This window comes from Streptomyces sp. NPDC051322, assembly GCF_040689485.1.
GTDB lineage: Bacteria > Actinomycetota > Actinomycetes > Streptomycetales > Streptomycetaceae > Streptomyces.
This window is the reverse complement of the sequence record NZ_JBFBAK010000007.1, coordinates 354903-374745: the sequence shown is the minus strand read 5'-3', so window position 1 is coordinate 374745 and position 19843 is coordinate 354903. Positions and strand designations below refer to the sequence as shown.

At 69.1% G+C, this 19843-nt stretch carries 19 protein-coding genes and 1 pseudogene; 7 read left to right on the top strand and 13 right to left on the bottom strand.

All coding sequences use genetic code 11. From position 1 onward, the window contains the following. Window positions 1-835: 835 nt before the first annotated feature. The 3 genes from AB0436_RS19105 to AB0436_RS19095 all read right to left on the bottom strand — a co-directional run bounded on the left by AB0436_RS19105 (window position 836) and on the right by AB0436_RS19095 (window position 2680). Window positions 836-1360: a carboxymuconolactone decarboxylase family protein gene (locus AB0436_RS19105; RefSeq protein WP_366469066.1), complete on the bottom strand. Its 525-nt coding sequence runs from the start codon at window positions 1358-1360 to the stop codon at window positions 836-838. A 28-nt stretch (window positions 1361-1388) separates the two neighbouring features. Continuing rightward, a complete protein-coding gene (locus AB0436_RS19100; RefSeq protein WP_366469065.1) occupies window positions 1389-1670 on the bottom strand; it encodes a hypothetical protein in 282 nt (93 codons plus the stop codon). Between the two features lie 128 nt (window positions 1671-1798). After that, window positions 1799-2680, bottom strand: a complete 882-nt coding sequence (locus AB0436_RS19095; RefSeq protein WP_366469064.1) for a LysR family transcriptional regulator — start codon at window positions 2678-2680, stop codon at window positions 1799-1801. Window positions 2681-2812: 132 nt separating this feature from the next. On the opposite strand from AB0436_RS19095, the gene AB0436_RS19090 reads away from it, so the two are divergent. Next, window positions 2813-3841, top strand: coding sequence for an alcohol dehydrogenase catalytic domain-containing protein (locus AB0436_RS19090; protein WP_366469063.1), 1029 nt, complete (start codon window positions 2813-2815; stop codon window positions 3839-3841). A gap of 77 nt (window positions 3842-3918) precedes the next feature. Further along, complete coding sequence (locus AB0436_RS19085; RefSeq protein WP_366469062.1) at window positions 3919-5001, top strand: FAD-dependent oxidoreductase; 1083 nt, start codon at window positions 3919-3921, stop codon at window positions 4999-5001. Window positions 5002-5373: 372 nt separating this feature from the next. On the opposite strand, the gene AB0436_RS19080 is transcribed toward AB0436_RS19085, so the two are convergent. The 7 genes from AB0436_RS19080 to AB0436_RS19050 form a co-directional block, all read right to left on the bottom strand. Further along, on the bottom strand, window positions 5374-6696 hold the full coding sequence (locus AB0436_RS19080) for an MFS transporter (protein WP_366469061.1): 1323 nt from the start codon (window positions 6694-6696) through the stop codon (window positions 5374-5376). Window positions 6697-6776: 80 nt separating this feature from the next. Then, window positions 6777-7640: a cytochrome c biogenesis CcdA family protein gene (locus AB0436_RS19075; RefSeq protein WP_366469060.1), complete on the bottom strand. Its 864-nt coding sequence runs from the start codon at window positions 7638-7640 to the stop codon at window positions 6777-6779. Next, the gene (locus AB0436_RS19070) at window positions 7637-8380 is read right to left on the bottom strand and encodes a DsbA family protein (protein WP_366469059.1); all 744 of its coding nucleotides are present in this window, start codon (window positions 8378-8380) and stop codon (window positions 7637-7639) included. Before AB0436_RS19070 ends, AB0436_RS19075 begins: the two co-directional genes overlap by 4 nt. Before the next feature lie 633 nt (window positions 8381-9013). Further along, window positions 9014-9547, bottom strand: a complete 534-nt coding sequence (locus AB0436_RS19065) for a DinB family protein (RefSeq protein ID WP_366469058.1) — start codon at window positions 9545-9547, stop codon at window positions 9014-9016. 149 nt (window positions 9548-9696) lie between these two features. Beyond that, entirely contained in the window at window positions 9697-11175 is a 1479-nt protein-coding gene (locus tag AB0436_RS19060) for an amino acid permease (protein WP_366469057.1), read from the bottom strand. A 138-nt stretch (window positions 11176-11313) separates the two neighbouring features. After that, a complete protein-coding gene (locus AB0436_RS19055) occupies window positions 11314-11778 on the bottom strand; it encodes a RidA family protein (protein WP_366469056.1) in 465 nt (154 codons plus the stop codon). A 42-nt stretch (window positions 11779-11820) separates the two neighbouring features. Continuing rightward, complete coding sequence (locus AB0436_RS19050; protein WP_366469055.1) at window positions 11821-13068, bottom strand: MalY/PatB family protein; 1248 nt, start codon at window positions 13066-13068, stop codon at window positions 11821-11823. A gap of 81 nt (window positions 13069-13149) precedes the next feature. On the opposite strand from AB0436_RS19050, the gene AB0436_RS19045 reads away from it, so the two are divergent. The 3 genes from AB0436_RS19045 to AB0436_RS19035 all read left to right on the top strand — a co-directional run bounded on the left by AB0436_RS19045 (window position 13150) and on the right by AB0436_RS19035 (window position 15385). Beyond that, the gene (locus AB0436_RS19045; protein WP_366469054.1) at window positions 13150-13638 is read left to right on the top strand and encodes an Lrp/AsnC family transcriptional regulator; all 489 of its coding nucleotides are present in this window, start codon (window positions 13150-13152) and stop codon (window positions 13636-13638) included. Window positions 13639-13912: 274 nt separating this feature from the next. Next, window positions 13913-14698 carry an SLC13 family permease gene (locus AB0436_RS19040; RefSeq protein WP_366469052.1) on the top strand — a complete coding sequence of 262 codons (786 nt, stop codon included), beginning with the start codon at window positions 13913-13915 and terminating at the stop codon, window positions 14696-14698. 390 nt (window positions 14699-15088) lie between these two features. Next, a complete protein-coding gene (locus AB0436_RS19035; RefSeq protein ID WP_366469051.1) occupies window positions 15089-15385 on the top strand; it encodes an antibiotic biosynthesis monooxygenase family protein in 297 nt (98 codons plus the stop codon). A gap of 163 nt (window positions 15386-15548) precedes the next feature. On the opposite strand, the gene AB0436_RS19030 is transcribed toward AB0436_RS19035, so the two are convergent. The 3 genes and pseudogenes from AB0436_RS19030 to AB0436_RS19020 form a co-directional block, all read right to left on the bottom strand. Then, on the bottom strand, window positions 15549-16241 hold the full coding sequence (locus AB0436_RS19030; protein ID WP_366469050.1) for a GNAT family N-acetyltransferase: 693 nt from the start codon (window positions 16239-16241) through the stop codon (window positions 15549-15551). Between the two features lie 109 nt (window positions 16242-16350). After that, window positions 16351-16966 (bottom strand): annotated as a pseudogene (locus tag AB0436_RS19025) (LysE family translocator). Between the two features lie 37 nt (window positions 16967-17003). Next, window positions 17004-17393 (bottom strand): zinc-binding dehydrogenase, encoded by a 390-nt coding sequence (locus AB0436_RS19020; protein WP_366469049.1) that lies wholly within the window; start codon window positions 17391-17393, stop codon window positions 17004-17006. A gap of 1014 nt (window positions 17394-18407) precedes the next feature. On the opposite strand from AB0436_RS19020, the gene AB0436_RS19015 reads away from it, so the two are divergent. Together AB0436_RS19015 and AB0436_RS19010 are read left to right on the top strand one after the other, a co-directional pair. Then, the gene (locus AB0436_RS19015) at window positions 18408-18836 is read left to right on the top strand and encodes an aldo/keto reductase (RefSeq protein ID WP_366469048.1); all 429 of its coding nucleotides are present in this window, start codon (window positions 18408-18410) and stop codon (window positions 18834-18836) included. Between the two features lie 99 nt (window positions 18837-18935). Then, the gene (locus AB0436_RS19010) at window positions 18936-19832 is read left to right on the top strand and encodes an NAD-dependent protein deacetylase (RefSeq protein WP_366469047.1); all 897 of its coding nucleotides are present in this window, start codon (window positions 18936-18938) and stop codon (window positions 19830-19832) included. Window positions 19833-19843 lie beyond the last annotated feature (11 nt).

Sequence of the window (19843 nt, the reverse complement as noted above, 5' to 3'; positions counted from 1 at the left end):
CGTCACCCACCCCCGTGCGGCGGGCGTGGGTGTGGGGTGTTGTGGGCTGGAGGGCATGCCTCCATTCTGGGGCCGGCGTGGTGGCGCGGGTCATGATGAGCCAGCTGGCTGAGGCGTCCCCCGGAGTGTGGACGTATCACCTCGGTCGGTGGCACCGCCCGCCGGAACAGCACCCACAAATCGTCCGGCACTAGACGCTCAACGCGTCCCGTCATGCACGGATCAACGAAGCATTACGCCAAAGGAAACGACGCCTGAAGTGAGCGGGACGGAGCCTGCTGGGGCAACTGGTCGTGGCAGCTCGGTCTGGCCCGGGCGGGCGGGACGGGCTGTCGACCGTGACGCTCGTTTGACGCTCTGGGCGCACTCACGCTGCTCAGCGAGCCGAGAAAGTCGCTCTGACCTGGTCTTTTCCATTCCTCACTCAGGCCGACACCTTCCCGATGACGTCGCACGTGGAGTGCGTCGCCATCCTTCAACCTGCGTGCAAGGAGCCCTGACCTGCGCTTTTGTGATCCGGGTGGGTTGCATGACCTGTTTCCCTCCGTACAGCGGTTCAAGCGGGGGATCGGTGCTGCAGCTTGCTTACCTGCGGGTTCGTGAGCGAGGTGCCTGCATGGGCGACGCCTTCGGAGGGGTGTTCGGAGATTCTTGACGCTCGGATGACGCTCGATGCGGAAGCCTCCGCCGGCGCTGCGAGCGACCATCTTCGACTCCGCGTTACCAGTGAACGCGGCTCGACCGCGCCACTTCGATACTGGTCAGGTCTGCGCCCGTACCGACCGCCGCGACGCCGGCAGCCGGTACGTGACATGTCGCTGTGGCGTCGCCCGGGTCAGATGGCCAGCGCCACCAGGAAGCGGGAGACCATGTTGTACGCCGCGACCGTGGCGACCGCCTCCACCGTCTGGGCCTCGCCGAACAGACGCTTGAGGTGCTCGATGACGTCGGCGTCCACCTCGACCCGACGTGTGGACTGGTCGGTGAGGGCGATCAGGGCCCGCTCCTCCTCGTTGAAGAGCGTGCTGTCCGTGTCTTCTTCCCGAAGGGCCTTGCTCTTTTCATCGGTCCCGCCCGCATCCAGGTACGCGGGGTAGTGCACGCCCCATTCGAACTCCGCCCTGTTCAGGGCGGCCACCCGGAGCATGATCAGCTCGCGGTACTCCAGACTGAGGTCGAACTCGGTGCGGACCCGGCCCAGCAGGCCGTTCCAGCCCGTGGCGAGCGGAACGCTCCGCAGCAGTACGCGGTCGATACCGATCAGCTCGCCGCCCGGGCGGCGGCCTCGCACGCCCGCGAGCAGCTCGGACGGGGGAGGCGGATCGTCTTCCTGCCAGGGGGTGACTCGAACGGTGCTCACACTGTGCTCCTTGCGCAGAACGGGTATGTCAGACGGTGTCGTAGACCCGTACGTCCGGGTCGGTCGACAGCAGGGGTGCGAGTTCACCCACGACATCCCGTGTGAAGAGTTCGCTGTCCAGGTACGCGCGGGCGTCTGCCACCGACCGGAAGCCGTGGAGCACCTGGACGTCCTCGTCCCGGATCAGGAGTTCCTTGCTGGTGGCGCCGGAGACACCGTCCAGGAACCGCTGCTTGTACTTCTCGTAGACGGCTGCCGCCGCAGGACGGTTGGCGGGGTCCACGGAGAGGGTGATCTCAAGATAGGCCACGGTTATGTCTGCCTTTCCAGCTCGACGGGTGCGCTGCGACGTCATCGCTGCACACCGCCAAGTTAGGCAGACGGAATGCCGTCCGGTAGGGGAGGATATTGAATCCCCGCATAAGCAATCTGTATGGGTCACCGTGAGGCGCCGAGTTGCTGCACGAGCAGCTTGAGGTCGGTGTGCAGGGCCGAGTCCGCGTTCCATACGGCCTCGAAGGAGATCTGCACCTCCCGGCCCGCGTTCAGCAGTGGGCGGTGCGGGACAGCCGGGGAAGTGAGCCGGGACTGGGGAAGCATGGCCGAGCCCAGACCGAGAGCGGCCCATTCCTCCAGGACCCGGTAGCTGGCCGCTTCCCCGGGATAGGTGTGCAGCGGTACCTCATTTGCTTGGAAGAGCTGGGTGGTGAACGTGGTCAGCCCGCAGGCTTCCGGCACGAGGATGAACTGTTGGTTCCCGGCCTCGGTGAGTTCCAGCGAGGTGCCGTCGTCGGCGGCCGTGCCGACGATGACGACGGGCTCGACATCGATGACCCGGTGCTCGAAGCGTGGCATCGCGGTCACGGCCGGGATCAGGATCAGGTCGAGCTGTCCGGCCTGCAGCCCGTCGCGCAGGTCCTGCATGTTGGCCTCGCGCAGGACGAGATCGCGGGGTGTGGGCAGATCGCGGACGGCGGCGAACGCGCGGCCCACCAGGTGCGGTCCGATGAGCGGGGAGACGCCCGTACGGATCTTCTGGTCGTCCGGTTCGGTGAGCCGCCGGGCTTCCGCGGTGACGGCGTCCAGGGCGGTGACCGCGCGTTCGATGAGCGGCAGGACGCGACTGCCGAAGGCGGTCTGGCTCACGCCGCGAGGGGAGCGGTCGAAGAGTTTGCCCCCGAGTCGTTCTTCCAGTTTCGCGATGCCGTTGGACAGGGCCGGCTGGGTGACGCCGTACGCCCGCGCCGCCGCGCTGAAGGAACGGGTCTCGGCGACCGCCTGCGCGTAGCGGAGACCTTCGACGTTCAGTCGTTCCGTCATAGCCATCGCTTATCGCCTCATTCGCTGAAGTCGCCTACCGCTGCGGCTCACCCCCGTTTACCGTGGGCCGCCGATGACCTCGTCATCATTCACCCTTATAACACTCATCCGCGTTCCCCCAGGAAGTGCACTGTGTCGGATCCCGCCGTTGCCATGGTCGTGACCGAGCCGGAGGGGCCGTTGGTCGCGTCCGCCGTCGACACTGCCCCGCTGGAAGGTCAGCAGGTCCGGATCACCGTCCAGGCCAGTGGCGTGTGCCACGCCGACATCGGCACGGCCAGGGCCCCGAAGGCAGGCCCGGACGCCCCCGTGACTCCCGGGCACGAGGTCGCCGGCGTCATCGCCGAGGTGGGCGGCCAGGTGCGCGGCTGGACGGTCGGCGAGCGGGTGGCCGTCGGCTGGTTCGGCGGAAGCTGCGGGCACTGCGCCTTCTGCCGTGACGGTGACGTCGTGCACTGCCCCGAGCGGAAGGTGCCCGGACTGTCCTACCCGGGCGGCTGGGCACAGAGCATCACCGTGCCGGCCGACGCGCCGGCGCGCGTCCCCGACGGCCTGGACCTCTTCGACGCGGCGGTCTTCGGCTGCGCGGGCGTGACCACCTTCAACGCCGTCCGCAAGGCCGGTACGCGAACCGGGGGGAGGGTCGCCGTGTTCGGACTGGGTGGGCTGGGGCACCTCGCCGTGCAGTTCGCGGCGAAGCTCGGGTACGAGACGGTTGCGGTCGCCCGCGGTGCCGACCGCGAGGAACTGGCCCGCGGACTCGGCGCCCGGCACTACGTCGACAGCACGCGCGAGGCCCCTGGTGCGGCTCTCGCGGCCCTCGGCGGCGCCGACCACATCATGCGCACCGCCTCCACCACCGACGCGCTGGGCGAACTGGTCACCGGACTGCGGCCGCACGGCCGGCTGACGCTGGTGGGCGTGGACGACGGCTCCCTGTGCCTCCCCGTGGGCCTGCTGGTCGGTCAGGGAGTGAGCGTCACCGGGCACCTGACCGGCAGCGCGCGGGACACGGAGGAGGCCATGGGCTTCGCCGTCACCAACGGAGTCCGGCCCATGATCGAGCGGATGCCGCTGCGGGAGGCCGGCGCAGCCGTCAGGCGCCTGCGCTCCGCGACACCCCGGTTCCGTATCGTGCTGGACCCGTCCCAGGTGTCCTGACTGCCGGATCTCTCCCGTCCGCCCGTCGCGCAGGCAGCGTGCCGGGCGGTCCTCCACCGTCCCGAAGGGAACCCGCCATGCTCAGCAGCGGCACTCATGACGTCATCGTGGTCGGCGCCGGCGCGGCGGGGCTGACCGCCGCGACCGTACTGCACGAGGCCGGGCACAGGGTCCTGTGCCTGGAAGCGCGGGCGCGGGTCGGCGGCCGGCTGCTCAGCGAGGCCGTCGACGGCGGCGCTCTGGATCTGGGGGCCACCTGGTTCTGGCCGGGGGAGCGGCGGGTCGCCGCGCTGGCCGCCCGGACCGGGGTCGAGGTCTTCGACCAGCACCTGGCAGGGGACGCCGTCCTGCACGACCGGTCGGGGGCCCACCGGTATCCCGGCAACATGATCGACGTTCCGTCCTACCGCTTCGCGGCCGGGGCGCAGCGTCTCACCTCGGCACTCGCGACCAGCCTGCCCCCGGACGCCGTACTGCTGGACGCGCCCGTCACCGCGATCCGGCCCGCCGGTGCGGACGGGGTCGACGTCCACACCCCGGAGCGGGCCTTCCGCGCCGCGCAGGTCGTCCTGGCCGTACCACCCGCGCTGGCGCTGGAGTGCATCGACTTCGCCGGCGCGCTGCCCGACGACCTCGTCCGCCTGGCCCGCTCCACTCCCGTGTGGATGGGGGCCGTCGCCAAGGTCGTCGCGCGCTACTCCACCGCCTTCTGGCGCGCGGACGGGCTCGCCGGCGCGGCCTTCAGCAGGATCGGTCCGCTCCAGGAGATCCACGACATGTCCGGCGCCGACGGACGTCCCGCGGCGCTGTTCGGCTTCGCGCACGCCCGGACCGTCCGGCCGGGTTTCGAGGACGCTGTGGCCGCACAACTCGGTGCGTGCTTCGGGCCCGCCGCGGCCTCACCCGAGGCCGTGTATGTGCAGGACTGGAGCCGCGAGACCTGGACCGCCCCGCGTTCCGTGCACGCCCTCAGCGACTACTCCGTCTTCGGCCACGACCTCTACCAGCGGCCGTCCCTCGACGGCCGGCTGCACTGGGCCTCGACCGAGACGGCCACCGACCACGCCGGGCACATCGAGGGCGCTCTGCACTCCGGCGAGCGCGCGGCCCGCACCGTCCTGTCCCCGGCCGCCCACGGCCGCGGCCTCCCCCTGGGCTGACCCGGACAACACGCGGCCAGCGCCCCGACTCCTCTCCCTTCGACGCGGGTATGTCTGTGCGGCAGCTCTCCCGCGCGTTGGCGCACGGGGCCACCTCGGGCATGGGCCGCCGGCGCAGCGCACACCGTCCTCGCCGAGTCCCTGTACGCGGCCGGGCCGCCCGGCACCACCTTCGCGGCCGCCGACCTGCACACCGGCGCCCAAGTCATGTACTACGGCGGTGACCTGGACGAAGCCGCTCCAGCCGTCGCGCTGGCCGCCTCCTGGTACCAGGCCACCGGTTGGTGCCCAGGCCGCACGCGGCCGGGCGAAGGCGCGGCGGCGGCCGCCCGCGGACGCGGTGCCATCCGGACGCTGACGCTCGTGGTCGGTTCAGCGTGCGCGCACGAGGACCGCCCAGAAGGCGAGCACAGGCAGGACCAGGACGGCGGCGACGGCGTTCAGAACGCCGAAGCCGGCCCAGCCCATCAAGGGCCCGGCGAGGCCGGCGCCCACGGCCGCGACGACGTTCATCGCGGTGTCCGTGGTCCCCTGTACGCCGGGCAACAGGGCGACGGGCGTGGTCTCGCTGAGCATGGCCGAGCCTGCCACCAGGCTGAAGGACCAGCCCAGCCCCAAGAGGAACAGCCCTGCCATCATCATGCCGACCGAGCCGTGGCCCATGCCCGACAGCGCGGCGGACACGAGGAAGACCGCCTGCCCTGCCACGATGGTCGGCATGTGACCGATCCGGTCGGAGAGCCGGCCGACGAGCGGGGAGAACGCGTACATGCCCAGCAGGTGACCGCTTATGGTGACGCCGACGACGGTGAGCCCATGGCCGTGCTCGGACATGCTGACCGGGGTCATCGTCATGACCGCCGCCATGACCGTGTGGGCCACGACGACGGTCACGAACGCGAAGGCCGCGTGCGGGGTGTGGCGAAGGTGCCGCAGGCCCGCGCGCACTGTCCCCTTCCGCAAATCCTTCTTCTGCACGGCGCTCTCGGCTCCGGCCGTCCGGATGGCCGTGTCCTCTTCCACAAGGGCGACGGCCTCCTGGTAGTGGCGGGACAGCGTGAGCGGGTCGGGACGCATCAAGCCCCACAGCAGAGCCGCTGCCGCTGCCATGCAGACGGTGGCCAGGACGAACGCCCCCGACAGGCGCGGAAGGTGCAGAGCCGACGCCACGGCGGCACCGGGATCGGCGAGGTTGGGTCCGATCACCGAGCCGATCGTCGTGGACCACAGCACGATGGACAGCGCGTGGGCCCGCCGGTGCGGCGCGGCCAAATCCGCGGCCGCGTAGCGGCTCTGCTGGTTGGTGGCGCTGCCGACGCCGAACAGCAGCATGCCTACGATCAGCACAGCAATCGACCTGTTCACCGCTGAGGCGATGAGCAGGCCCCCGCCGGCTGCGGCGACGAGCCATCCTGCCCCGAGAGAGGTCCGGCGACCGCGCCGTTGGGCGAGGAGGGCGAGCGGTATGCCGACCAGGGCGGCGCCCGCTGTGGTCGCTGTGCGCGCCAGTCCGGCGTATGTCTCGCTCCGGGCCACGGACTCCGCGAGCAGGGGGCCGACCGACACCGAGACGCCCACCCCGACCCCGGCGACGATCTGTGCCGCGGACAGGACCCGGACCGTGCGCTTCTGCACCGCGCGCACTCGGGCCTGTTCCTGCCACGGCGTCGGGGCTATGTCCTGTTGCGTGCTCACGTGTCGGCGCTCCTTGGAGGGTCGGCTGAATGGGTTGTGTCGAGAGGGGAGGAAGGGCGTGCGGGGTGGACGGGCCGGGTTCAGGGGTCGTGCCGGGACGGTTCGGAACGGGATTCCGGCCGGGGGCCGTCCCTGCGGGACAGCAGGACGACGGCGGTGAGCGCGGCGGCTGCGGCCAGGACGAGAAGGATGACGCGGTCCGGTACGGCGCTGCCGAGGCGCGCGAGGTGTTCTTCCAGCCCTGCCTCCGTCTCGATGCTGACCGGGGAGGGGAGGGCCGCCGTACCGTCGAAGCGCAGGAAGATCACGCCAAGCAGGATGAAGAGGATGCCGCCGACGAGGGAGGTGGTGTGCCAGGAGAAGCGTCCCAGCCGCAGGGTGCGGCCTCGCAGCCAGCGTCTGTGTCCGAGGTCGAAGCGGTCCCAGAGCAGGGCCAGGGCGAACAGTGGTACGGCCATGCCGAGTGCGTAGACCGCGAGCAGCAGGCCCCCGTGGGCGGGCCGGCCGCCGAGGGCGGCGAGGGTGAGGATGGAGCCGAGGATGGGACCGGCGCAGAAGCCCGCCAGGCCGTAGACGGTGCCGAGGGCGAAGACGGAGACGGCCGACCCGGAACGGCGGGCGCCTGCGGCTTCCTGGAATCGGCGCACTCCGAATCCGATTCCGAGGATCTGTGCCGCTCCCAGCGCGATCACGGTCCAGCCGCCGATGCTGACCAGCAGGTCACGGTGGCCGTAGAAGAGACGGCTGGCGAGGGAGCCCGCGACGCCGAGCGGCACCAGGGTGGTGCACAGGCCGAGATAGAACAGGCCGGTGCACAGCAGCAGTTTGGCCGGGCTGGTGAAGGAGTAGGCGAAGAAGGCCGGCAGCAGCAGCGCACTGCAGGGGCTGAGCAGGGCCAGCAGTCCGCCGAGGAAGGCGGCCAGCAGGCTCGTGTCGCCGTTCACCGGGCGGCCTTCGCTGCTGCCTCGATCGTCTGCTTGAAAGTGTCGGCCGGCTGTGCGCCGAGGACGGGAACGTCGTTGACCAGGAAGGCGGGGGTGCTGGTCACGCCGAGTGAGTAGCCCTCGTTCTGGTCCCGTTGGATTGCCGTGTCCGCCGCTTCGGAGTCCATGTCCGCGCGCCACTGGGCGAGGTCGGTCACCCCGGTGGCCTTGGCCATGGCGGTCAGCTTGTCGGTGGAGAAGGCGCCGGCGTTCTTCTTGTGCGTCGTGCTGTACGCCTGGGCGTGGAACTTCCAGAATTTGCCCTGTTGGCCGGCCGCCCAGGCGGCGCGGGCTGCCTGTTCCGATTCCTCGCCGAAGATCGGGAAGTTGCGCCACTCGATGCGCAGCACTCCCTTGTCGACGTAGGAGCGGATCAGCTCCGGTTCGGTGTCGCGGGCGAACTTCCCGCAGTAAGGGCACTGGAAGTCGGAGTACTCGATCATGACGACAGGGGCGTCGGCGTCCCCCACGGCCAGCGGGTCGTCGGTGTCCCGACGGGCCAGTGCGAGCAAGGCGCTCGTCTGGGCGTCGGGCGTATTGGTGTCGGCGACAGCGGAGTCCTGCGACGCGGTGCCGGACGGCCCGTCGTCGAGGGTGAGGGCGAGGACCGCTGCGACGACGGCGGCCAGCCCGGCAGCGGTGGCGGCGAGTGTGCGGCGTCGGCGGACGCGGGATACGGCGGGGGAGGAAGAAGACGGCATGGCGGGAGACAACCTCGTGCTCGGTGTGCGAGTGACGGACAGCGGTAGGCGCACAGCGCTGTGGCCGTGCACCGGGCCGTGACCGAATGACGGCTGGTCGGCGCGCGGCGCGTGGGAACGCGCGAGCGTCCGGCCTGGATCTGCATCCGGTCGGGTACGGCCCGTCCCGCCGGCGGGGAGAGTCCCGACGTCACCACGTCTCGGCACACGTCGGCCGAGACCGTGTCGAGCCCGGTTGCAGCCACGGCGACCGTCCGGCCCACCGGCTCCGTAGTCTCCAGGAGGTGTACGTCCTGCTGAGTGAGGAGCACTTTCCTGCACGGGGCCGGTGTACTGGGCGTATCGCACTGGGAGGAGCCCGGTCGCACCGCATCGGTGGCATCGCCCGGTCCCTGGGCCGCCGCATCCGCCGAGGCGGTCACGGTCCTGGGACTCGACAACCCCGCGCCGACGTCGAGAGTGCGTGTCCCGCATGCCCACGCACTCAGCACAACGAACAGCGACAGCAGGGCGAGGAGACCGTGCCGCGCTCGCGCGGAACTCGTCACCGCAGTCACCGCACGGAGCCGGGGTGGAATTGACATCACCTCACGTCACGTCCGGAAGGTGCCGGACCGCTCACACCCGCGCATGTCACGCACAGGGGTGCAGGCACAGGTAGCCGTCGATACGGCGCACATGGTCGGAGTCCGGATCGGCGGGCAGGGCGTGCCCGAGGTGCTCGGCGCGGACCTCGCCGATCCACTGGTCGTGCTGGTACTCGTGGTTGATGAGAGCGGTCAGCAGATGCGTCGCGACGATGGTCATCTGGGTGGGCGCGCCGACCTTCCCGGCCGCGATGTCACCGATGCGGGCATGCACCCGCTCGGCGACGGTCTCCCGGAAGGCCGCGAGCCGCTCCACCGTCGGGAGGGCACCGCGGAACTTCTCCGGGTTGGCCGAGTCCATGAGTCCGTCCAGTTCCGGGGCCGGGCTGGGTTCGGCGGCCGTGAGGTTGCGGATCATGAAGTGGGCGACGTGGGCCTGGTGCCCGAGGTGCCAGCCGATGGCGCTGAAGTCCTCTCTCGGGCGCCAGACCACCTCGTCCGGCGTGAGGTCCCGCCACAGCTCGTCGGTGTACCCGCGGGCACGGTCGTACTCGCCCAACAGCGCCTGCAGTTCGTGCACAGCTCTCCTTCAGATGTCCGGTCCGGTCTGTGGGTCCAGGTCACGAGGGGGCTCCGCGTTCCTCGGACGGCGCGGCTGGTGGCGGCGGACCGCCGCCACTGTAGGGAGCCGCAGCACGAGTCGGTAGGAGACGAAGCCGAATGCCCTCATCACTGCTCTGTATGGCCCATGCCGGGGACGGCGCGGTGGAGCGGCTCCGCCGGCCCCGGCGAGCTGGGCTCTTGAACCGGCTGATCATCGGCCGACTGCCGTTTCTGGTCCCTGGTGTAGAAGGTGTAAGCGGCGAATACCACCAGGACCCAGACGCCGGAGACGATCAGCGACACACGGGTGTCCGGGAGGATCGCGACGCAGACGAGGACGACCGCTACGAACACCAGGGCGAGGTAGTTGCTGTACGGGTAGAGCGGCATCTTGTACCGGATGCTGTCCGCCTGACCGTTCTGGACCTTGATCTTGCGGAACCTGAGGTGGCTGACCACGATCGATCCCCAGGCGCAGATCAGGCCGAAGACGGTGACGGACGAGAAGACCGAGAAGACCTGATCGGGCATCAGCAGATTGAGCAGCACACCGGCGGCCATCGTCACGAACACCGCCGTGACCGCCTTCGACGGAACATTCCTGTCGTTGACGGTGCCGAGGAACTTCGGCGCGTTGCCCTGCAGTGACAGGTTGTAGAAGGTGCGGCTGTTGGTGAAGACGGCCGAGTTCACGGCGGAGAGGACGGCGGTGATGACGACGACGTTCATGACCGTTGCCGCGGCCGGTACGCCGATCGTGGCGAAGACGGTGACGAAAGGGCTGCCCGAGCCGTTCAGCGAGGTCCAGGGGAAGACGGTGACCAGGACGGTGATGGCACCGACGTAGAAGATCATCAGTCGCCAGAAGGTCGCGTTGACGGCCTTCGGCATGGTCGTGGCGACGTCCTTGGTCTCACCTGCCGCGATGCCCAGGTTCTCCACACCGCCGAAGGAGAAGGCGACCATGACGATGGCGAGGAACGCGCCGCTGACGCCGTTGGGGAAGAAGCCTCCGTGCCCGTGGAGATGGCCGAGGCCGATGGCGTGTCCCCCGTTGCCGACACCGAAGACGACCATGGCGAAGCCGAAGAGGATCAGCGCGATGATCGCCACCACTTTGATGATCGCGAACCAGAACTCCGCCTCACCGTAGAACTTCACCCCGACGACGTTGACGACGAACATCACGGTGACCGCCACGGCCGCCGTCGCCCAGATCGGCACAGCGGGGAACCAGTACTGAACGTAGCGTCCGAGGGCGTTGAGTTCGGCCGCGGTGGTGGCGAGGAGGAAGATGAACGCGTTCCACCCGTTCAGGAAGCCGGCGAACCGGTGGATGTAGCGGTTGGCATAGGAGATGTAGGCGCCGGACACCGGTTCGGCCACCGACATCTCGCCCAGGGCCCGCATCACGAAGTAGATCGCCACGGAGGCGACGACGTAGGTGACGATGATGGCGGGGCCGGCGGTGGCGACCGCAGATCCGGAACCGTAGAACAGACCGGTCCCGATGGCACCGCCGATGGCGATCATCTGGATGTGCCGGCTCTTGAGGTCCCGTTTGAGCTCTTCTTCTTCGTAGTCCTTCGCGGCTCTTGCGGTCATGTCACTGCTCCCTGGACGAAAAGGGTGGTGCTCTGACGAAGGGACGTGCAGGTATGCGAAAGCCGCAGCGAGGGCGCTGCGGCGCGCGCCCGTGGCCGGCCACGGGCGCGTAAGGAATATGGGTGTGCAGAGGCGGTGTCAGACGGTGGCGATGACCGCCTCGATCTCGACCGGGGCCCGCATCGGCAGGGCGGCGACGCCGACGGCGGAGCGGGCGTGCTTGCCCGCCTCACCCAGCGCCTCGACGAACAGGTCGGAGGCCCCGTTGGCGACCAGGTGGTGTTCGGCGAACCCGGGAACGCCGGCGACGAACACGGTGATCTTCAGCAACTGGCGAATCTGGCCGAGGTCGCCCAGGGCGGCCTTGGCCTGGGCCAGGACGTTGACCGCGCACCAGCGTGCGGAGAGCTGTCCGGTGGCGACGTCCAGGTTCTGTCCGAGCAGTCCGGTGGCGACCAGGGCGCCGTCCCGCAGCGGGAGCTGGCCGGAGGTGCGCAGCAGGTTGCCCGACCGGGTCCAGGGCAGGTAGTTGGCCACCGACCGGGCCGGCTCCGGCAGTGGCACGCCGAGTTCGGCAAGGCGGGTTTCGACGGCGGATGTCATGGTGTCCTCCGGTAGGGGCTGTGCTTGCTGTCCGTGCGCTGCTCAGAGGTTCTCGACGGCCGTGAGCAGCCGATCGATGGCCTCGTCGACCGTGGAGCGGGGACAGCCCAGGTTCACCCGCATGTAGCCGTGGCCCTCGATGCCGAACTTCTGGCCCTTGTCCAGCCACAGCCGTGCCTTGGTGAGCATGAACTTGTCGAGTGACGCGGCGTCCATCCCCAGGCCCCGGCAGTCCATCCATGCCAGGTAGAGGGAGTCGGCAGGCAGGACCCGCACCTTCGAGGTGGCGGAGTTGACCGACTGGGCGAAGTGGGCGTGGTTGCCGCGCAGGTAGGTGAGCATCTCCTCCAGCCAGGGCTCGCCATGCGCATAGGCGGCCTCGGCGGCGACCATGCCGAGCACGTTGACCAGCGGGAACATGTTGCGGTCGTACTGGCGGGCCAGCTCCGCCCGCAGCCGCGGGTCGGGCACGAAGACGTTGGCGCTCTGCAGCCCTGGCAGGTTGAACGTCTTGCTGGGGGCGGTGCAGGTGATGCTGTTGCGGGCGAATTCCTCGCCGAGCGAGGCGAACGGGATGTGCTTGCGGTCCGGGTTGATGATGAGGTCCTGGTGGATCTCGTCGGAGACGACCAGGACGCCGTGGCGGGCGCAGATCTCGCCCATGGTCCGCAGCTCGTCCTCGCTCCACACGTTCCCGGTGGGGTTGTGGGGGTGGCTGAGGATGAACAGCTTGGTGTCGGGCCGGATGGCGGCCTCGAACGTCCGGGCGTCGAACCGGTAGCCGTCGTCGGTCCGCATAAGCGGCGCGAACGCGAGGTGGCGGCCGTTGAGCAGGACGTCGTCGTGGAAGTGGGCGTAGACCGGCGGCTGGATCAGGACCGAGTCACCTGGCGCGGAGAAAGCCTGAACGGCCGTCTTGAGCGTGGTGATGATGCCGGCGGTCTGCATCACCCACTCCTTGGGGACCTCCCAGCCGAACCGCCTGGCCTGCCAGCCGGTCACGGCGTCGACGTAACTGTCCGTCGCGCCGCCGGGGTATCCGAAGACACCGTGCTCCACGGCCTGGTGGAGGGCGTTGATGACGACCTGGGGAGCCTTGAAGTCGGTGTCGGCGACCCACATCGGCAGCGGGTCGGCCGCGACCTCGTCGGCGGTGAGGAACTGCTGGGCAGAGGCCCATTTCATCGAGTTGCTGTTCTTGCGGTCGATGACGGTGTCGAAGGCCGATCCGGTGGTTCCGGCGGGGGCGGCCTGTCGTATCCGGTCGGCGCAGAGGGGGTCGGTTGCCATGGCTGGATGCTAGTCATGACAGCGAGCAAAGTGTTCGTGAACTTTGCCAAGTGTCAGCGTTCGCGAGCTAGAATCTCGCGCATGGACGTGACAGACCGCAAAATACTTGCCCTTCTCCAAACTGAGGGGCGGATGACGCTCACTGATCTGGCCGATAAGGTCCGGCTCAGCGTCTCCCGGTGCCAGCGACGTGTCCGCGAGCTGGAGGCGGCCGGAGTCATCCGCGGCTACCGCGCGGTCGTCGATGCCGCGGCTGTGGGATTCGGGTTCGAGGTCCTGGTCTTCGCCGCGCTCAGCCGCCCCGACGCCGTCACCGAATTCGACCTGGCACTCGCTGACGTCCCCGAGGTGATCGAGGCCCAGCGTCTTTTCGGCGAACCGGACTACTTGATTCGCGTGGTCACGGCCGACCTGCCGTCGTACCAGCAGCTCTACGAGTCCGTGCTCATCCACTTGCCGGGGGTGCGCAGCCTCAACTCGACCATCGTGATGAAACACGCGGTCCACCCACGGCCCCTGCCCGAGCGACCCTCGAGGGAGGGCGGGGCGCCACCTGTTCACCGCGCATGAGCACGATCCGTTCAGCCAGGTCAGCACACCTCCGCACCATGACGAGGCGGCTGCGGACGTAACCTGCGGACCATGAGTGACGCCACCCGGGACCTCCCCGCAACCCCACGCGAAGCCTTCGACCTGCTCACCACCGGCAACCTGCGTTTCGCCGCCGGCGCACCCCGCCACCCTGACGCTCGAATGACGCTTGCTCCGGAAGTTCGGCTGGTCGTACGGGTCTGGTCGCAGGCGCCGAGCATCGTGGCTGGCCCAAAGCCCGGTGACATGGTTCATGCACGGCCTGGACACGGTCGCGCCCACCGCGGCCCTGCTCCTCTTCGCCGTCCTCTACTTCGGCCTGATGATGGAGGCAAAGCTCTTCGAGCCCATCGTCCAGGCCATCCTCCGCGCTTCCAAAGGCGACCCGGTCCGCATCGTGATCGGTACAGCCGTGCTGTCGCTATGCGTCGCACTGGACGGTGACGGCACCACCAGTTACATGATCGTCTGCTCGGCGTTCCTGCCCATCTACCGCCGCCTCGGCATGAACCCCCTTGTTCTTGCCACGCTCGCTGCCATGGCGCTGGGCACCATTTCCGGCAGCACCTTCTGGGGCGGCGCGGCCACGCGTGGCATCAGCGTCCTGCACCTCAACGCCAGTGAGTACTTCGTCCACATGATCGGCCCGATGGCACTCACCAGCCTGGCCATCGTCGCCGTCGCCTACTGGCTCGGCCTGCGCGAACGCCGCAAGATCGACGGTGAAAAGCTCAGCGCCTACAAGCTGGAGATCGCCTCCGGTGAGGCGTTCGAGCCGATCAAGGCCGACTGGCGCATGTGGTGCAATACCGCCCTCACCGTACTGCTGATGGTGCTGCTCATCCTCGAAGTCGCAGACCTGCTGGTGCTCTTCATGCATCAACGGCATGGCCGCCTCCGACCGGCGTCCGCCCTTCGGAGGCCTCGATTCGGAGGCATCAAGAGCTCCGGCTACGGCTGTGAACTGGGCGCCGAGGGCATCCGCGCATGCGTCAACACCAAGACTGTCCGGACAGGCCCGGCCGCAGCGACCGCCTGAACCCCCCTTCCCATATCCACACGGAGGCCCTGTGAACTGCCCTCCCGACCAGCCCTGCTTCGCCGCCTTCCCTCCCGCCGTGCTGCGGCCCGCCGAGCTGACCTCCTTCAGCCGTGGTGGCGGTGCCCGCACCGTCCCGTTGGTCACCCGAGCCGTCGGCGCCGAGGTCTACCTCACCGGCCAGGCCCCTCTTCGACGGCGGTGCCGGAATAGCCCTGCACACCCACAACTGCCCGGAGAGCGTGACCATCCTCGAAGGCGACGCCATCGTGGAGATCGACGGCAGCGAACACCATGTGTCACCGCGCGGGTCGACGCCGAGCACAACAGAGCCGCCGACCGCCGCGACCGGCACCAAGACGACCCGAGAGAGCAGGAAGGGAGCGCGGCGTGATCACCGAGATCGCCCGGATCGAGATCCACCCTGGCCAGGAGAAGGAGTTCGAGGCGGCGGTTGCCAAGGCCCTGCCCTTCTTCCTGGCCGCCGAAGGCTGCGACGGAGCCGACCTTCATCGCAGTGTCGAACACCCCTCGCGCTACCGGCTGACGGTCCGGTGGGAGACGGTCGCGCACCACACGGTCACCTTCCGCGCCTCCGAGGGCTTCGCCCGCTGGCGGGCCCTCGCAGGACCGCACTTCGCAGCTCCGCCGCAGGTCGAACACGTGTACTCGGTCCTCGCACCATGACAGACCGACGGCGGCGACTCGTCTGGCGTCGTCCACGCTGTCCCCGCAGACCCAGCGGCAGCGCTCGGCCTGCCGACCTGGTGACACACGGCCGGCCACGCCTGCTTCGGCTCCGTCCCTGACGAACGGCACGGTTCCGGGGGAGTACCTCCGAGGCCGGCCGTCAGGGGGTGCGGAAGCCCCGGAAGGTCACCTGCTTGCGGGTGTCGAAACCGAGCCGCTCGTACAAGGCGATCGCGCCGGTGTTCGCCTCGGCCACGTGCAGGAAGGGGAGTTCGCCGCGGGCCACGATGCGGGCCGTGAGCGCACAGACGAGGCGGGCGGCGTGGCCTTGCCCGCGTGCTCCGGGAGCAGTGCAGACGGCGCTGATCTCGGTCCACCCCGGAGGGCGCAGGCGCTCTCCGGCCATCGCCACCAGGATGCCGTCCACTCGGACCCCCAGGTAGGTACCGAGTTCGTGGGTGCGGGGCCAGAAGGGCCCCGGCTCGGTCCGCGCGACGAGACCGAGCATCTCAGGCACGCTGTCCGCGCCCAACTCGATCACGTCGGGGTCGGGTTCGAAGCCCGGGCGGTCACCGCCGGACCGGATCATCTGACGGCCTTGGAGGCTGAAGACCGGCTCCCAACTCGACGGCGGGAGGGTCGGGCAGCTGAACATGTCGGCGAAGGCGCCGGGACCGAGCAGTTCGACGAGGTCGGCCCAGTCCTTCGCGTCCGGATCGGTGGACACTGCGGAGAAGGTTGTTACGTCGTCGAGATAGGTGGCGGCCCGGCCGAGTCGTCGTGCGAGATGCGCATGGCGACCTCCGAGCGACCGGCCCACCGGGTCATCGAGTACCGGGTCGTCGTTCATCATCGTGCTGTTCCTTCCCCCGGTGGACGTGATGGTCGCGGTCCGGGTCGGTTTCCGTCGTGCTCCGGACGCGGCACCTGCGACGGCCTCGCGCGAGGCGCGCCACAGATAGTCAAGGCTGGTTCGTGGCGACCTTCAGCCCGAACCCGATCAGTACGACGCCTGTGACACGGCCCATGCCGTGGCGTACGGCCGGCTTCTCGAAGAAGACGCGAGCTTTGGAGAGAAGCAGGACGTACCCGCCGAGCCACACCGCATTCAGCATGGTGTGGACGAGCACCAGCAGGGCCATACCGGTATGCAGAGAGCCCGGTCGGGGCCAGTGACGGCAGCAGTCCGGTGTAGAAGACAGCGATCCTGGGATTGAGGACGTTGCTCACCAGGCCGGTCCGCCAGGGGTTGCCGCGAGGCTGGGCAACGGCCGCTGTCGGTTGCGAACGGTTGCCACGGCTCTGGATCAGTGCGTGGACACCGAGGAAGACCAGGTAGACGGCGCCGACGAGTTCGACCACCGTGTACGCGGCGGCAGACGTGGCCAGGACAGCGGCGAGGCCGGCCACCGAGAGGACGCCCCGGACCAACAGCCCAGCGGTGATCCCGCCCACGGTCCGTAGTCCGTCCTGCCAGTCGGCGGCAACGGCCCGCTTGGTCACGCCGGCCATGTTTGGGCCGGGCACCATGGTCAGCGCAGCCAGGACACCGGCCGCGGTCACGAACTGTATGAGCATCCGCCCAGTCTCACATCGCGCAGCGCCGTCCGGACGGTCACCGCCATGGGGACTCTGCTGCAGAGCATCCGTTAATGGGGCCCCTGCCCTGAACGGGCGCGCGGGCCACCAGTGCTCCTGGGCTTGCGTCGTCGAGCGTCGCGACGGTTCCCATGTGCGTGCGAAGGCGCCCGTCCCGAACCCGGTCGACGATCTCCACCAGCTGACTCGGAACGGACTCGACGACGAAGTCGACCGCGAGACCGTGGATAGGGCGAGTCTCAACAGCCCCGACCACCGACACCAGCGTCCCGCCAGGCCGGATGATGCTCGCCGAGCGCCTCTGGATGTCACCACCGATGACGTCGAAGACCAGGTCGACCCCTCCGATGTCTTCGAGGTTCTCGTCGTCGAGGGCGAGGAACTCGTTCGCGCCGAAGTCGAGCACCGACGGTCCGGCCCCCGTCCGGTACCGATGACGTAGGCGCCGAACTCCCGTGCGAGCTGCGTCACCACAGATCCGCCCGCGCCGGCGGCGCCGTGTGCGAGGACGCTCTGCCCCGCCTGAAGACGACCGTGCCGGAACAGGCCTTGCCATGCGGTCAGGCCCGAGATCGGCAGGCTCGCACCCACCGTGAAGTCGACGGTGCCGGGCAGCGGCGCGAGGTTGCGTGCCTCCACGGCCGTGTACTCGGCCAGGGTTCCATCGCGGTGCCAGTCCGTGATCCCGAACACCCGGCCCAACGAGAGCCCCGTCGTGCCGTGGCCGAGGGAGGTGACCACTCCGGCGAACTCGTGGCCGATGATCGCCTGGGCTCGGTCGTGACCGGAGCGATCGACCCACGTCGAGGGCCACCCCCACTCTGCCGGGACGAAGCCCGACGCATGAACTTCAACGACGACGTCGTTGATCGCCGGCGTCGGCTCAGGTCGCTCCGCCAGCTTGATCCCGGCCGCTTCCGCGCCTTGATCAGTCGCGACGATTGCCTTCATTTCTATCTCCGCATACCTCGTGTTCGCTGGCCCTGCGCGCAGGCCTGTGACTGCGTATTTGTCCAGATTAAGTGTTAATTCCTACAGATCATCGGCATCGCCCGGTTATGCGCTGAGGTTCGTGAAGCATCTGCCGGGTTCCCGCGTGTTTGACGAGCACGTTGGTGCCGCGGCCTTTTTCTGATCGCGGCCGGCCGTCGACGGTTCCGGTCCAAGCGGATCGGTAGTGGCATACCGCATGGTCGTCGCTGTGAGCGATCCACTCCAGTTCGTCGATCTGGCGGATCTCCTCGCGGATGGTGGCGAAGTTCTTGGCGATGGCGGAGAGGATGGGCTTCGCGGCCGCGGTTGCGATCCGTCGGAGAACGAGTGGACGACGTCGGAAGCGATCAGTGGGACGAGTTGAGTGACGTCGTGGCTGTTGGTGGCCTGCTCGTAGGCGCTCAAGACCGCCGTACGCCAGCCTCTGGTGGCCAATCAGGTACAACTCAGCATCACCCACTGCCCGATGATCGCTTCGGGAATCGCCGCCGACATGGCGGGTCTCGACCAGTCGCTCGACCGCGACAACGGCCTGCTCGACTACGCGCGCCTGCGGAGAACGACCGTGCAGGCGTGGTCACCGTTCCAGAAGGGGTTCTTCGACGGCGTCTTCATCGGCGACCGCGACAACTACCGGGAACTGAACGCCGTACTCGACGAGTGGGCCGCCAAGTACGAGGTGACTCCTACCGGCATCGCCGTCGCGTGGATCACTCGTCACCCCGCGAACATGCAGGTGGTGCTCGGGACCACCAACCCCGGCAGGGTGGCCGAGTCCGCGGCGGGCTCGGAACTGCCACTCACCCGCGAGGAGTGGTACCGCCTCTTCCGCGCGGCCGGTCACACCCTTCCGTGAGTACACGTAGAGGGGCCTGGCGGACATGGACCACCTGCACGCGGCTCCGGCGGCACTCGGTCGTTGGTGAGCGGACGACGGATACGTAAGCTGGGCGGCATGCGGACGCGACCCACGCTGACCTGGGAGCCGACGGGCGCCCCTCTCCGGGCTTCGAGCGACCTGACGACCATCGTCGAGGCCGTGCGCGCGGGCAAGGTCGCCGTGCTGAGCGGAGCGGGACTCTCCACGGAGTCCGGCATCCCGGACTACCGCGGTGAGCGCGGGTCCCTGCGCCGTCGGCACCTGCCCATGACGTTCCAGGAGTTCACCGGCGAAGAACAGGCTCGGCAGCGTTACTGGGCTCGCAGCCAGATGGGATGGCGGGCCATGACCAAGGCGCGCCCCAACGCCGGGCACCGCGCCGTCGCCGAACTCGCCGAGGCGGGCCTCGTTACCGGTGTGATCACCCAGAACGTCGACGGGTTGCACCAAGCCGCCGGGGCCCGGGACGTGATCGAGCTCCACGGCAGTCTGAGCCGGGTTATCTGCCTGGGCTGCCGCCGTCTCAGCGACCGCGCGGAACTCGACCACCGGCTGCGCCAGGCCAACCCGCGGTTCGAGGCCACCGCCGAGCGCCACCGGGCCGCTCGGGTCAATCCCGACGGCGACGTGGAACTGCCCACGGAAGCGGTACGCGAGTTCCGTGTGGTGGAGTGCACGGCCTGCGACACCGGAGTGCTCAAGCCGGACGTGGTCTTCTTCGGCGAGAACGTGCCGCCGGAGCGGGTGGAGCAGTGCCGCCGCCTGGTGGCCGGGTCCGCCGCCCTGCTCGTGCTCGGCTCCTCCCTGACCGTCATGTCCGGGCTGCGCTTCGTGCGCCAGGCGGCGCAGGCCGGCCTCCCGGTTCTGATCATCAATCAGGGCCCGACCCGTGGTGATCGGTGGGCCGCCCAGCGCATCGAGCTGCCGCTGGGCGAGGCCATGACGGCGGTCGTGGCGCAGGTGCAGGCCTGATTCCGGCTCGG

Excerpts from the sequence above, each read along its gene's own strand:
- AB0436_RS19045 (WP_366469054.1), top strand. The coding sequence starts at position 13,150 with ATGGACGTGACAGACCGCAAAATACTTGCCCTTCTCCAAACTGAGGGG.
- AB0436_RS19050 (WP_366469055.1), bottom strand. The coding sequence starts at position 13,068 with ATGGCAACCGACCCCCTCTGCGCCGACCGGATACGACAGGCCGCCCCC.
- AB0436_RS19060 (WP_366469057.1), bottom strand. The coding sequence starts at position 11,175 with ATGACCGCAAGAGCCGCGAAGGACTACGAAGAAGAAGAGCTCAAACGG.
- AB0436_RS19055 (WP_366469056.1), bottom strand. The coding sequence starts at position 11,778 with ATGACATCCGCCGTCGAAACCCGCCTTGCCGAACTCGGCGTGCCACTG.
- AB0436_RS19010 (WP_366469047.1), top strand. The coding sequence starts at position 18,936 with ATGCGGACGCGACCCACGCTGACCTGGGAGCCGACGGGCGCCCCTCTC.
- AB0436_RS19085 (WP_366469062.1), top strand. The coding sequence starts at position 3,919 with ATGCTCAGCAGCGGCACTCATGACGTCATCGTGGTCGGCGCCGGCGCG.
- AB0436_RS19030 (WP_366469050.1), bottom strand. The coding sequence starts at position 16,241 with ATGATGAACGACGACCCGGTACTCGATGACCCGGTGGGCCGGTCGCTC.
- AB0436_RS19095 (WP_366469064.1), bottom strand. The coding sequence starts at position 2,680 with ATGACGGAACGACTGAACGTCGAAGGTCTCCGCTACGCGCAGGCGGTC.
- AB0436_RS19040 (WP_366469052.1), top strand. The coding sequence starts at position 13,913 with ATGCACGGCCTGGACACGGTCGCGCCCACCGCGGCCCTGCTCCTCTTC.
- AB0436_RS19070 (WP_366469059.1), bottom strand. The coding sequence starts at position 8,380 with ATGCCGTCTTCTTCCTCCCCCGCCGTATCCCGCGTCCGCCGACGCCGC.